The sequence below is a fragment of the Variovorax xiamenensis genome, assembly GCF_050916385.1.
Classification (GTDB): domain Bacteria; phylum Pseudomonadota; class Gammaproteobacteria; order Burkholderiales; family Burkholderiaceae_C; genus Variovorax.
Genome location: NZ_CP139038.1, coordinates 155,508 through 168,626, shown reverse-complemented (window position 1 = coordinate 168,626; position 13,119 = coordinate 155,508). Strand labels below are relative to the sequence as shown.

11 protein-coding genes are annotated in these 13,119 nt (G+C 69.2%); 6 read left to right on the top strand and 5 right to left on the bottom strand.

All coding sequences use genetic code 11. The annotated features are described in order from the left end of the window. Nucleotides 1-54 precede the first annotated feature (54 nt). The 3 genes from SFB74_RS00685 to SFB74_RS00675 all read left to right on the top strand — a co-directional run bounded on the left by SFB74_RS00685 (nt 55) and on the right by SFB74_RS00675 (nt 3,005). The gene (locus tag SFB74_RS00685) at nt 55-1,224 is read left to right on the top strand and encodes a helix-turn-helix domain-containing protein (RefSeq protein WP_432728754.1); all 1,170 of its coding nucleotides are present in this window, start codon (nt 55-57) and stop codon (nt 1,222-1,224) included. A 94-nt stretch (nt 1,225-1,318) separates the two neighbouring features. Then, complete coding sequence (locus SFB74_RS00680; RefSeq protein WP_432728753.1) at nt 1,319-2,362, top strand: alpha/beta hydrolase family protein; 1,044 nt, start codon at nt 1,319-1,321, stop codon at nt 2,360-2,362. Between the two features lie 187 nt (nt 2,363-2,549). After that, nucleotides 2,550-3,005 carry an adhesin gene (locus tag SFB74_RS00675; protein ID WP_432728752.1) on the top strand — a complete coding sequence of 152 codons (456 nt, stop codon included), beginning with the start codon at nt 2,550-2,552 and terminating at the stop codon, nt 3,003-3,005. A gap of 69 nt (nt 3,006-3,074) precedes the next feature. Here the strand turns inward: SFB74_RS00675 and SFB74_RS00670 are convergent, their stop codons facing one another. The 5 genes from SFB74_RS00670 to SFB74_RS00650 form a co-directional block, all read right to left on the bottom strand. Then, nucleotides 3,075-3,518 carry a MaoC family dehydratase gene (locus SFB74_RS00670; RefSeq protein WP_432728751.1) on the bottom strand — a complete coding sequence of 148 codons (444 nt, stop codon included), beginning with the start codon at nt 3,516-3,518 and terminating at the stop codon, nt 3,075-3,077. A gap of 10 nt (nt 3,519-3,528) precedes the next feature. Continuing rightward, nucleotides 3,529-4,821, bottom strand: a complete 1,293-nt coding sequence (gene boxA, locus SFB74_RS00665; protein WP_432728750.1) for a benzoyl-CoA 2,3-epoxidase subunit BoxA — start codon at nt 4,819-4,821, stop codon at nt 3,529-3,531. A gap of 49 nt (nt 4,822-4,870) precedes the next feature. Then, nucleotides 4,871-6,298 (bottom strand): benzoyl-CoA 2,3-epoxidase subunit BoxB, encoded by a 1,428-nt coding sequence (gene boxB, locus SFB74_RS00660; RefSeq protein WP_093195708.1) that lies wholly within the window; start codon nt 6,296-6,298, stop codon nt 4,871-4,873. 31 nt (nt 6,299-6,329) lie between these two features. Beyond that, complete coding sequence (gene boxC, locus SFB74_RS00655) at nt 6,330-8,006, bottom strand: 2,3-epoxybenzoyl-CoA dihydrolase (RefSeq protein ID WP_432728749.1); 1,677 nt, start codon at nt 8,004-8,006, stop codon at nt 6,330-6,332. A gap of 258 nt (nt 8,007-8,264) precedes the next feature. After that, nucleotides 8,265-9,203, bottom strand: a complete 939-nt coding sequence (locus SFB74_RS00650) for a helix-turn-helix transcriptional regulator (protein ID WP_432728748.1) — start codon at nt 9,201-9,203, stop codon at nt 8,265-8,267. A gap of 162 nt (nt 9,204-9,365) precedes the next feature. On the opposite strand from SFB74_RS00650, the gene SFB74_RS00645 reads away from it, so the two are divergent. From SFB74_RS00645 to SFB74_RS00635, 3 genes are all read left to right on the top strand, one after another. Then, entirely contained in the window at nt 9,366-9,857 is a 492-nt protein-coding gene (locus SFB74_RS00645; protein WP_432728747.1) for a DUF4863 family protein, read from the top strand. A gap of 123 nt (nt 9,858-9,980) precedes the next feature. After that, a complete protein-coding gene (locus SFB74_RS00640) occupies nt 9,981-11,531 on the top strand; it encodes a 3,4-dehydroadipyl-CoA semialdehyde dehydrogenase (protein ID WP_432728746.1) in 1,551 nt (516 codons plus the stop codon). A gap of 29 nt (nt 11,532-11,560) precedes the next feature. Next, complete coding sequence (locus tag SFB74_RS00635) at nt 11,561-13,108, top strand: benzoate-CoA ligase family protein (protein ID WP_432728745.1); 1,548 nt, start codon at nt 11,561-11,563, stop codon at nt 13,106-13,108. Nucleotides 13,109-13,119: the final 11 nt, after the last annotated feature.

The window sequence follows — 13,119 nt, the reverse complement described above, 5'->3', positions numbered from 1 at the left end:
CGACCGGATTGCCCATCGGCTGTCACGGCACCGGGGCGAGAATCGGCCCCGACCATGACACCCGCCCCGATCACCCTGCTCGACGCCGCCCTGCGCGGCGTGCTGCTGGCCCTGCTGCTCGTGCTCGTGCTGGTCCTCGGCCGCGACCGCCCTCGCCTGCCGGCGGCTCGCGCCGGTGCACTGCTTGCGCTGGGCCTGTGCATCCAGGTGATCGGCTCCACGCCGCTGTTCGAAGCGGCGGTGCCTCGCGCATGGCAGGCGCCTTTCGTCGCCGTCTCGGTCGGCAACTCGGTGCTGTTCTGGGTGTTCGTCCGGGCGCTCTTCGACGATGACTTCGCGCTGCGGCCGGTGCACATCGCCTCGTGGCTGGCCGTGGCGGCGCTGGCTGCGTTCAACTGCGCGGCGGTCGCGGGCAGCGCCTCGGTGCTCGCGCCGGTTGCCATGGGCATCCAGCGCGCCGTGCCGCTGGTGTTCGCGGTACTTGCGGCGATGGCGGCGGCCTCGCAATGGCGGGCGGACCTGGTGGAGGGACGGCGCCGGCTGCGCGTGTTCATCGTGGTGACGGGTGTCGGCTACAGCGTCGGAATGCTGGCCGTGCGGCTGGCCTCGCCGCGCGGACAGCTCTCGGGGTCATCCGCCACGGTCGACGTGGCGATGCTGCTGCTGATCGTGGCGGTGGTGGCCTGGCGGATGGTGCGGCTGGCAGGGTCGGAGCTTTTCCCGGCGGCGCAGGCACCGGCCGCGATTCCGCTGGTAGTGCCTGATGCGCCACCCGCCGTTTCGGAGCCACCAGCCACGCATGCACCGCCTCCCTCCGCCGATCCTCCGGCCCCGGAACCGGAGCCCACGCCCGAACCCGCCTCCGACCCCGCCGAAGACCGCCTCGCCGATTCCCTGCAGCACGCCATGGCGGTCGAGCACGCCTACCGCAGCGAAGACCTCAGCATCGCCACCCTCGCCGCCCGGCTTTCGGTGCCCGAATACCGGCTGCGCCGCCTCATCAACCAGCGACTGGGCCACCGCAACTTCAACGCCTTCGTCAACGGCTTCCGGCTGGCCGAGGCGATGGCGGCGCTGGCCGATTCCTCGAAGCGCGAGCTTCCTGTGCTGACCATCGCGCTGACCGCGGGCTTCCAGTCCATCGGCCCGTTCAACCGCGCATTCAAGGCCGCCACGGGCCTCACGCCCACCGAATTCCGCAGGAAGAAGCTGGCCGAATCCTGAAATCTCTTGCCGAAAACGACGCTTGCGGCTTTCGGCAAGACGCAGCAGCGACGCCCCGGCATCGTGCGGACCTCCAAAGGCAAGGAACCACCCGATGCGACGCTTTCCCCATTCTTCTCTCTTCTTCTTTCTGCTCATCGCGCTCTGCTGCGGCTGGGCGCGGGCCTCCATGGGCATGGCGGAGCTTCCCGCCGCGCCCGGCGACGGCCCGGTCACGGTGTTCTATCCGTCCGCCGACGTTGCCCAGCCGACCCGGCGCGCCCGCTTCACGCTCGACGTGGCGATGCAAGGCGCACCGTTGCCCGGCAACGGCCGGCTGGTGGTCGTGTCGCACGGCTCGGGCGGCGCGCCGTGGGTGCACGCCGACATTGCGCGCAGCCTGGTCGAGGCCGGCTTCGTCGTCGCCATGCCGGAGCACAAGGCCGACAACTACAAGGACGACGGCAACCCCGGCCCCGACAGCTGGACCATGCGCCCGGCCGAGGTGTCGCGCGCCATCGACGCGGTGGCCCGCGACCCGCGCTTCTCGCCGCTGCTGCGGCTGGACAAGGTCGGCATGTACGGCATGTCGGCGGGCGGCCACACGGCCCTGAGCCTCGCGGGCGGGCGGTGGTCGCCGGCCGCGTTCGCGCGGCATTGCGAGGCCAGCCTGGTGGACGACTTCCAGTCCTGCGTCGGCCTCATCACGCGGCTGACCGGCGGGCCGCTGGACGGCATCAAGAAATGGGCGGCGCTCCTCGTCATCCGCCACCGCTTCGGCGACGACGCCGCGCCGCGCGAGCACACCGACCCGCGCATCGCGGCCATCGTGGCGGGCGTGCCTTCTTCGGCCGATTTCGACATGGGCTCCCTGGCCGCTCCGCGCGTGCCGCTGGGCCTCATCACCGCCCGGCAAGACCGCTGGCTCATCCCGCGCTTCCACAGCGACCGCGTACTCGCGGCCTGCCTGCCGCGCTGCGAACTGATCGCCGAAATGCCCACCGGCGGCCACGGCGCGCTGCTTTCGCCACCGCCGCCGGGCCTGAGCGGGCTCATCGGCGACATGCTCGACGACCCGCCGGGTTTCGACCGCGCCAAGGTGTTGCCGGATGTGAACACGAAGACAACGGCCTTCTTCCGCACGCATCTGCTACCTTGATGAACCGAACGTGAATACGGGGGCCTAACGCGCGAGCCCCCGATTCCGCCGACGGCCGGTTCCCACGCGTGCAGGCGAAGGTGGCGCACATGGCGACAGATCGCGGCGCGGCCATGGTTGCACCCGGATCGATCGAACCCGATCGGTTCAGGAAACCGTGACCACGCTACGAAAGGAACAGTCACCCATGAAGCAACAGCATCAACACAACCGCATCGTCCTCGGCACCCTGCTCGCAGGTCTGCTGGCCATCGGCGGCGTTGCCCAGGCGCAAGGCGTCGGGGTCGGCGTCGGGGTCAATGCCGACGTGAATGCATCGGGCTCCGGCACAGGCGCGCGCGGCGGCGCAGGTGCGGCGACCGGCGCCAATGCGGGGGCCAACGCGAACACGAACGCCGGTGGCGCCGCCACGGGCGCAACGAGCACGGTCGGCAATGCAGTCGGCGGCGTGCTGGGCGGCGCGACCGGCGCCGTCGGGGGAGCAACCAATGCCGTGGGCGGCGTGACCAACACCGTCGGCGGCACTGTGGGCGGGGCGACCGATGCGGTCGGCTCGGCTGGCGGCGCGGTGAAGGCGCCTGCCGTTGGCGCAAAGGCGCACGGCAAGGCCCAGGGCTCGGGCGCGGTCGATATCAAGAAGTAACGACGACTTCAGCCCGATGAGAAAGGCCCGCGACGCACCGGCGTCGCGGGCCTTTTCCCGTTGCTTCGATCAGCCGGCCGGCTTGAGCTTGAACAGGCTCGTGACCTCGGCGTCGAGCACCATCAGCTCGCGCTGGTTGAAGAGCCGCCAGCGCCAGCGCAGGATGCCGAGCGTCGGCCGCTTCTCGGAGCGGCGCACCTCGATCACGTCGGCCACCAGCCGAAGCGCGTCACCCGGGCGAACCGGGTTGGGCCAGCGCACGTGCTCCAGTCCCGGCGACGCAAAAGACTCCGAACCAGCCAGCGCCGCCTCCACCACCAGCTTCATCGCGATGGAGCAGGTATGCCAGCCGCTCGCGATGAGCCCGCCGAAGGGGCTGTCGGCCGCCGCTTCCGCATCGGTGTGGAACCACTGCGGGTCGTAGGCCCGCGCGAACTGCAAGAGTTCGGTCTCGGTGAGTTCGTAAGGCCCGGCCTCGATGACCTGGCCCGCGTGGAAGTCGGCGAACTTCATCCGCCGCGGCTCAGTAGGTTTCGAGGTGCAGGCGGCCTTCGCGCTTGAGCGCGGCGCCCACCGTGTCCCAGTCGAGCCCGGCTTCCTTCGCCACGTCGCGCAGTGCGAGCACCACGCCTTCTTCCATGCTCTTCAGGCCGCACACGTAGAAGTGGCTGGCACCATCCTTCAGCAGCGCGGCCAGGTCGGCGGCGCGCTCGCGCATCAGGTCCTGCACGTAGCGCTTGGGTTGCCCCGGCGTGCGCGAGAACGCGAGGTTGATGTCGATGAAGTCCTTGGGCAGCGACTGCAGCGGGCCGAAGTACGGCAGTTCCTGCTGGGTGCGCGCGCCGAAGAACAGCATCAGCTTGCCGCCCTCGAACTTGCCGCTCTTGCGCAGGCGGCGGCGCCACTCGGTCATGGCGCGCATCGGGGCACTGCCGGTGCCGGTGCAGATCATCACGATGTGCGAGCGGGGATGGTTCGGCATCAGGAACGAGGAGCCGAAGGGCCCCACCACCTGCACCGTGTCGCCCACCTTCAGGTCGCACACGTAGTTGGAGCACACGCCGCGCACCGGCTCGCCCTCGTGGTCCTCGGTCACGCGCTTCACGGTGAGCGAGACGTTGTTGTAGCCGGGCCGCTCGCCGTTGCGCGGGCTGGCCACCGAATACTGGCGCGCATGGTGGCGCTTGCCGATGGCGTCGACGCCCGGCGGCACGATGCCGATCGACTGGCCTTCGAGCACCGGGAACGGCAGCACGCCGAAGTCGAGCACGATGTGGTGCGTCTCGCTGTCGAAGCCGGCCTCGGTGCAGTTGAAGTTGCCCACCACAGTGGCGGTGGTCGGCGTCTTCGGCGGAAAGAGGTTGGTGTAGGCGTGCGCCGCCGACCAGGGCGGCACGGTGGCGCCGTACTGCGCGGAGTTGAAGGCCGGCTCCAGCGACTCCACCGCGGCCTGGGCTTGCGCCTGGGTCTGCGCGGGCACGGCCGCTTGAGCGTCGCCGGCGGCTTCGGCGGACACGCCTGCCGCTTCGAGCTCCTCGGGCGAGAGCTCCGCGGGCAACGACTCCCACGTGAACTGCTCCTCGATGGAATACGCACGCACCAGCGGCATGGTGCGCCAGTTGTCGATCGAGCCCGTGGGGCACGGCGAGATGCAGGCCATGCAGCCATTGCAGATGTCGGCCCGCACGACGTAGTTGTTGTCGTCGTGCGTGATCGCGTTGACGGGGCAGGTGGCCTCGCAGGTGTTGCAGCGGATGCAGATCTCGGGGTCGATCAGGTGCTGCTTGATGACTCCGGCTTCAACGGCCATGTCCATGTTGTTCTCCATACCCTCGCCGTGGGGGCGAGGGGTTCAAATCACGCGTTCAACCGAAGCGGACGTACTCGAAATCCACCGGCTGCCGATTGATGCCCATCACCGGCGGCGAGATCCAGCCCGCGAACTTGCCCGGCTCCACCACGCGGCCCATCAACGATGCCACGAAAGCGAAGTCTTCGGCACTGGGCAACCACTCGTCGCGCTTGGCGGCCCATTCCATGTCGTTCACCACGCGGCCTTCCGGCGACATCTTGATGCCGGCGAGCGCGCCGATCTGGCGGTTGAAGGCCTTGTGCGGCACGACCAGGCGGGTCGGGATGCCGGCCTTTTCCAGCACCTTGTTCCAGCGGCCCACGCCGGCTACCGAGTCCTTGATGAAGTCGTCGCGCAGCACTTCGTTGAGCGCGTTGAGCATCGGCACGTCCTTCTCGACGAGTTGGCCGTCCTTCACCTCGAGCACCTTGTAGGTCTGGCCCTTGAGCACGTGGTCGTCGGTGCGCTTGCCTTCCTCGTAGCGGCCCTTCAGGCCCGAGCTGTAGAAGATGGCGGCGTTGCTCGACTGGTCGGCGCCGAACAGGTCGATGGTCACGCTGTAGTGGAAGTTCAGATAGCGCTGGATGGTGCCCAGGTCGATGCAGCCGGCCGCGCGCACCTTCTGCGGGTCGTCGGTCTTCAGCTCGTTCATGACCTGCGCGGTGCGCGCGATGACGCGCGACACGCCGCTCTCGCCCACGAACATGTGGTGCGCCTCTTCGGTCAGCATGAACTTCGTGGTGCGTGCCAGCGGATCGAAGGCGCTCTCGGCCAGCGCCGACAGCTGGAACTTGCCGTCGCGGTCGGTGAAGTACGTGAACATGAAGAACGCGAGCCAGTCGGGCGTGCGCTCGTTGAAGGCGCCCAGGATGCGCGGATTGTTCTCGTCGCCCGAGGTGCGCTGCAGCAGGGCCTCGGCTTCCTCGCGGCCGTCGCGGCCGAAGTGCTTGTGCAGCAGGTAGACCATGGCCCACAGGTGGCGGCCTTCTTCCACGTTGATCTGGAACAGGTTGCGCAGGTCGTACATGCTGGGCGCGGTCAGGCCCAGGTGGCGCTGCTGCTCCACCGACGCGGGCTCGGTGTCGCCCTGCGTCACGATGATGCGGCGCAGGTTGGCGCGATGCTCGCCCGGCACGTCCTGCCAGGCCTTCTCGCCCTTGTGGTCGCCGAAGTGGATCTCGCGGTTGGCATCGCCCGGGTTCAGGAAGATGCCCCAGCGGTAGTCGCGCATCTTCACGTGGCCGAACTGGGCCCAGCCCTGCGGGTCGACGCTCACGGCCGTGCGCAGGTACACCTCGTGGTTGGTCGAGCCCTCGGGGCCCACGTCGTCCCACCAGTTGATGAAGTTCGGCTGCCAGCCCTCGAGCGCGCGCTGCAGCGTGCGGTCTTCGCCGAGGTTGACGTTGTTGGGGATCTTCTCGCTGTAGTTGATCGTGCTCATCGTTGTTCCTTGGGTTGTGCGGACTGCCAGTTCAAACGCGGTTCAGGTCGAAGCCAGCCTTCTGGCCGGTGCCGTAGACCTTCAGCGCGCCCTTCTCGCCGACTGCGTTGGGGCGGTTGAAGATCCAGTTCTGCCAGGCCGAGAGGCGGCCGAAGATGCGGGTGACCATGTTCTCCTTGCTCGCGAAGCGCAGGTTGGCTTCCAGGCCGGTGAGCGAGTCGGGCGACATCGCGGCGCGCTCCTCGATGGCGATGCGGATCTCGTCGTCCCAGTCGATGTCGTCGGGCGCGGCGGTCACCAGGCCCAGCTTCAGCGCCTCGTCGGCGTCGAGCGCCTTGCCGGCGGCGGAGCGCGCGGCTTCCAGCGGCGCGGCCTCTTCATAGAAACGGCGCTGCAGGCGGCTCTGGTCGTTCACCATCGGGAAGAAGCCGAAGTTGAATTCGTCCAGCGTGAGCTTCGGGGCGCGACCGGCGTCGTCGGGCAGCGCGAGCATGTAGGTGCGGTCGGCCGCGAAGGCCAGCTCGGCCAGCGTGCCGGCGAAGCACGAGCCGGCTTCCACCAGCGCGAACAGGCTGCGCGAAGACACGTCGAGGCGTGCCAGCGTGCGGCGCAGCGCGCCGATGGTCTCGCGCACCAGCCAGTGGTCCTTGTTGGCGAGCATCACTGCGTCCGACGCGAGCACGGCGGCGGCATCGCCTTCGGTCTTGAGCAGCCAGGTGCCGACGTCGAGCTCGTTGGTGCGCAGGTTCAGGATGGCGTCGTCGAGTTCGCGGCACATCGCGAGCGGCCACCATGCGGTGCCCGCCGCCTCGATGGCGGCGATGTCGGCCGGCTGCGCGCCGGTGGGCGCCTTCACCGTGATGGTGGCGGTGCGCTTGCTGCGGTCGATCTGCACATCGACGTTCGCATACGAAATCCCGTCGGCGCTGTCGGTGCGCTCGATGCGCGTCAGCGCCACGCCCTTGCCGTTGGCGGGGCGGTCGCTGCCGGCCGCGAGCTGCGAGGCACGCTCCTGCACGGCGGCGGCGAACTGCGCGGGCTTGGCGACTGCATCGACCAGGCGCCAGTCGACCGCGCGCTGTCCGCGCACGCCTTCGACGCTGGTGCAGAAGATGTCGGCGAGGTCATGGCGCACGTGGCGCTTGTCGGTCACGCGGGTCAGGCCGCCGGTGCCGGGCAGCACGCCCAGCAGGGGCACTTCGGGCAGCGACACGGCGGAGGAGCGGTCATCCACCAGCAGGATCTCGTCGCAGGCCAGCGCCAGTTCGTAGCCGCCACCCGCGCAGGCGCCATTCACGGCCGCGAGGAACTTCAGGCCCGAGTGCTTCGAGGAATCTTCGATGCCGTTGCGCGTCTCGTTGGTGAACTTGCAGAAGTTGACTTTCCAGGCGTGGCTGGAGACGCCCAGCATGAAGATGTTGGCGCCCGAGCAGAAGATGCGGTCCTTGCCGCTGGTGACGATCACGGTGCGCACCTCGGGGTGCTCGAAGCGCACGCGGTTGAGCGCGTCGTTGAGCTCCACGTCCACGCCCAGGTCGTAGCTGTTGAGCTTGAGCTTGTAGCCGGGGCGGATGCCGCCGTCTTCCGCGATGTCGAGCACGAGGCGCGCGATGGCGCCGTCGAAGCTCAGCGACCAGTGGCGGTACTGGCCGGGTTCGGTGCGGTAGTCGACGCGCTGGGGCGCCTGGAGCGTGGTGGTGTCGGTCATGCGGAAGTCTCCTGTGGGGCAGTGTTCGGAAACCGTGAACAGGAAAGATAATGCACTTTCTTGCTCCGATGACATGCATCATGCTGCATGCAAACAGGCAAGTCAATGCCTGCTGCACTTTTTTTCAGATTTCAGCCCGATTCAGGCTCCCGGGGACTTTTCCAGGAACACCGCGGAACCGGCTTTGCCGGGCCGCTGGTGTTGCCCCCGGAAGGGGGTTGGCGTAGCGACACGAAGTGCGCGAAGCCTGGGGGTGAGCTAAGCGAGCCCCATGGACTGTCGGGCGACCGCCCGGAGTGCCTGGAAGCTCTGCGACAGGGTCTTGCCGCTGGTGTCCACCGACAGGTCGGCCTTCGAATAGAAGGCGGCGCGGCCATTCAGGATGCGGCGCAGGTCTTCCATCGCTTCCTTGCTGGCGGCCATCGGGCGGGTGTCGCCCTGGGCGGCCACGCGGCCCATGTGCTCCTCGGGCGCGGCCTGCAGCCACACGGTGGTGCAGTGCGCGAGCAGCTCGTTGAAAGTGGCCGGGTCGGAGACGATGCCGCCAGGCGTGGCGATGACCACCTCGCTATAGATCTGCACCGCCTCTTCCAGCGCGCGGCGCTCGTAGCGGCGGTAGGCGTTGGTGCCGTAAAGGTCGTGGATCTCGCGCACGCTGCAGCCCGCGAGCTTCTCGATCTCGCGGCTGAGTTCGATGAAGGGAATCTCCAGATCCTCGGCCAGCATCTGGCCCAGCGTGGACTTGCCCGCGCCGCGCAGGCCCACGAGCGCGATGCGGCGGTGGCGCGCCGGGTCGACCGAGGCGGTGCCCAGCAGCTCGCCGATCGCCACGCGCACGCGGCGCAGGTCGGCTTCGCTGCGGTTCTCGAGCAGCTCGCGGATCAGCAGCCACTCGGGCGAGCTGGTGGTCACGTCGCCCACCAGCTCGGCCAGCGAGCAGTGCAGCGCGCCGGCCACCTGCTGCAGCACCAGGATCGAGGCGTTGCCGATGCCGTATTCGAGATTGGCCAGGTGGCGCTCCGACACGTCGGCCGCGATGGCCACCGCCTTGCGCGTGAGGCCGCGCTGCGCCCGCAGGTTGCGCACGCGGTCGCCCAGCGCCGCCAGCAGCGGATTCTTCGCCTCCCCGGCAGCCGCGGCACCGTTGCCGCCTTCCAGCGCGGCGGTGGCCAGCGCCGCGTCTACATGCTCATTCATGCAATTCCTCGTTCTTCGCCGGGATTGTGCGCGCTCAGGGTAAACACCATAGATGCACTATATTGCTTGACACTCATTGTCTCGATGCTTATTGTTCGGCCACACGCAAGATACTGCACACGCAGTGATCCTGCAAGGTAGTCCATAAGTTCGAGGCCCACGATGTCCGACCGCAGCACCACCGCCACCGGCAAGGAAGCATTTCACCAGCTGATTGCCGGCCTGACCGCCGAGATCGCCGGCAAGCCGCTCGACGGCGAGCTCGACCGGTGGCTCAACGCCAACCACGGCGCCGGCAGCGCCAGCTTCGAGCAACTTCGCCAGGCCTGCATCGGCGGCGTCGCCGAAGGCTGGCTCTGCGAGCGCGAAGGCGGCGGCATCAAGTACGGCCGCGTCTTCAAAGCCGAAGACGCCCTGCACCGCTTCTCGGTCGACGTGGTCGACATGCAGGACATCGCCGGCCCGCACCACACGCATCCCAACGGCGAGATCGACCTGATCATGCCGCTCGACGGCGCCGCCGCCACCTTCGACGGACGGCCCGCGGGCTGGTGCGTCTACGGGCCCGGCACAGCGCACCGCCCGACCGTGGCCCAGGGCCGCGCGCTCGTCCTCTACCTACTGCCCGAGGGGCAGATCAAGTTCACCGTATGAAGCACTCCCCCAGGCTTGCCCACTTCGTGTGGCCGCCAACCCCCTCGCCGGGGGCAACACCTGCGGCCCGGCAAAGCCGGTTCCACGGTGTTCCCCGAATCTGCCCACGTTGAGACCCATCGAATGACCGAGCTTCTTTCCAACTACGTCGCCGGCCGCTGGCAAAGCGGCACTGGCGCCGGCACGCCGCTGTTCGACCCGGTGCTGGGCACCGAACTCGCGCGCGTCGATGCCACCGGCCTCGACCTGCCCGCCGCCTTCGCCTTCGCACGCGAACAGGGCGGCAATGCGCTGCGCGCCCTCACCTACCGCCAGCGCGCGGGCCTGCTCGCCGCCGTCGTGAAGGTGCTGCAGGCCAACCGCGACGCCTACTACGAGATCGCAACCGCCAACTCGGGCACGGTGAAGAACGACTCGGCCGTGGACATCGACGGCGCGATCTTCACGCTCGGCCAGTACGCCAAGTGGGGCGACGCGCTCGGCGACGTGCGTGCGCTGCGCGACGGCGACGCGGTGAAGCTCGGCAAGGAACCGGTGTTCCAGTCGCAGCACCTGCAGGTGCCGACGCAGGGCGTGGCCCTCTTCATCAACGCCTTCAATTTCCCCTCGTGGGGCCTGTGGGAGAAGGCCGCGCCCGCGCTGCTGTCGGGCGTGCCGGTGATCGTGAAGCCTGCCACCGCCACCGCCTGGCTCACGCAGCGCATGGTGAAGGACGTGGTCGACGCGGGCGTGCTGCCCGCCGGCGCGCTCTCCATCGTCTGCGGCAGCTCGGCCGGTTTGATGGATGCGCTGCAGCCCTTCGACGTGGCCTCGTTCACCGGCTCGGCCGAGACGGCGGCGGTGATCCGCTCGCACCCGGCCGTGGCCCAGCGCTCGGTGCGCGTGAACATCGAGGCCGACAGCCTCAACAGCGCCCTGCTGCTGCCCGGCGCCGCGCCCGGCAGCGATGCCTTCAACCTGCTCGTGCGCGAAGTGGTGCGCGAGATGACGGTGAAGTCGGGCCAGAAATGCACCGCCATCCGCCGCATCCTGGTGCCGGCCGAGCTGTACGACGCGGCGGCAGAGGCCATAGGCGCCAAGCTCGCTGGCATCACCGTCGGCAACCCGCGCAATGAGAGCGTGCGCATGGGTTCGCTCGTGAGCCGCGCGCAGCTGAATGCGGTGCGCGAGGGGCTCGATGCGCTCGCCGCGCAGACCACCGTGCTGCACGACGGCCGCGACAAACCCCTCGTAGACGCCGACCCGGCCGTGGCCGCCTGCATCGGCCCCGTGCTGCTGGGCGCGCGCGACGCCGACGCCGCGCAGCAGGTGCACGACGTGGAAGTGTTCGGCCCCGTCGCCACGCTGCTGCCCTACCGCGATCTCGCGCACGGCATCGCGCTCGCGCATCGCGGCCAGGGCTCGCTCGTCACCTCTCTATATGGGAGCGATGACGCGGCGCTGGCGCAGGCCGCGCTCGCCGTCGCGCCGAGCCACGGCCGCGTGCACGTCGTCACGCCCGAAGTGGCGCAGGCCCACACCGGCCACGGCAACGTGATGCCGATGTCGCTGCACGGCGGCCCCGGCCGCGCGGGCGGCGGCGCCGAACTGGGCGGACTACGCGCGCTCGATTTCTATCACCGCCGCGCCGCGGTGCAGGCAAGCCCCGGCGTCCTCGCCGCGCTCGGCCTCTAGAACAAGACACGGCCGAAGGAGACAAGACCATGACCCCGCCCCCACGATTCAACTTCGCCGGACACCTGTTCGAACTCAACCGCGAACGCGCCGCGCGCCCCGCCTACATCGACGACCGCGGCACGCTGAGCTACGGCCAGCTCGAAGACCGTTCGCGCCGGCTGGCCGCTGCCCTGCAGGCCGCCGGCATCCGGCGCGAGGAGCGCGTGCTGCTGCTGATGCTCGACGGCAACGACTGGCCCGTGAGCTTCCTGGGCTGCCTCTATGCCGGCGTGGTGCCGGTGGCGGTCAACACGCTGCTCACGCCCGACGACTACGCCTACATGCTCGACCACAGCCGCGCGCAGGCCGTGCTGGTCTCGGGCGCGCTGCTGCCGACGCTGCAGGAGGCGATGTCGCGCGGCGGGCACGAGGTACGGGCGCTGCTCGTGTCGCAACCGACCGGCCCCCTGCCCGATGGCGCGCAGGAATTCGACGCCGCGCTCGCCGCCGCCGAGCCCCTGGCGGCGCCGGTGACGACAGCATCCGACGACCCGGGCTTCTGGCTGTATTCCTCCGGCTCCACCGGCAAGCCCAAGGGCACGGTCCACACGCACGCCAACCTGTGGTGGACGGCCGAGCTCTACGGCAAGCCGGTGCTCGCGCTGACCGAGGACGACGTCTGCTTCTCGGCCGCCAAGATGTACTTCGCCTACGGCCTGGGCAACGCGCTGACCTTCCCGCTCTCGGTGGGCGCCACCGTGGTGCTGATGGCCGAGCGCCCCACGCCGGACGCCACCTTCCGCCGCTGGACCGAGCACAAGCCGACCGTCTTCTTCGGCGCCCCCACCGGCTTCGCCGGCATGCTCGCCTCGCCGAAGCTGCCTGCGCGCGAAGCGGTGGCGCTGCGCATGTGCTCCTCGGCCGGCGAGGCACTGCCGGGCGAGATCGCGCAGCGCTTCAAGCAGCACTTCGGCTGCGAGATCATCGACGGCATCGGCTCCACGGAGATGCTGCACATCTTCATCTCCAACCGCCCCGGCGACGTGCGCTACGGCACCACCGGCCGGCCGGTGGAAGGCTACGAAGTCGAATTGCGCGGCGAGGACGGCCGCCCCGTGCCCGACGGCGAGGTGGGTGACCTCTACATCCGCGGCCCCAGCTCGGCGCTGATGTACTGGGCCAACCGCGAGAAGTCGCGCGAGACCTTCCAGGGCGGCTGGACCAAGAGCGGCGACAAGTACACCCGCGACGCCGACGGCTACTACACCTACGCCGGGCGCAGCGACGACATGCTCAAGGTCAGCGGCATCTACGTCTCGCCCTTCGAGGTCGAGGCCACGCTGATGCAGCACCCGGCCGTGCTCGAGGCGGCGGTGATCGGCAAGGAAGACGCCGACGGCCTGACCAAGACCAAGGCCTTCGTGGTGCTGAAGGACGGCAGCGCGGCCACCGAGGACGAGCTGAAGGCCTTCGTCAAGGAACGCCTGGCGCCGTACAAGTACCCGCGCTTCCTCGAATTCGTGGGCGAACTGCCGAAGACGGCGACCGGCAAGATCCAGCGCTTCCGCCTGCGCGAGAAGGAAAAGCAGGCGTGATGCACGCACCG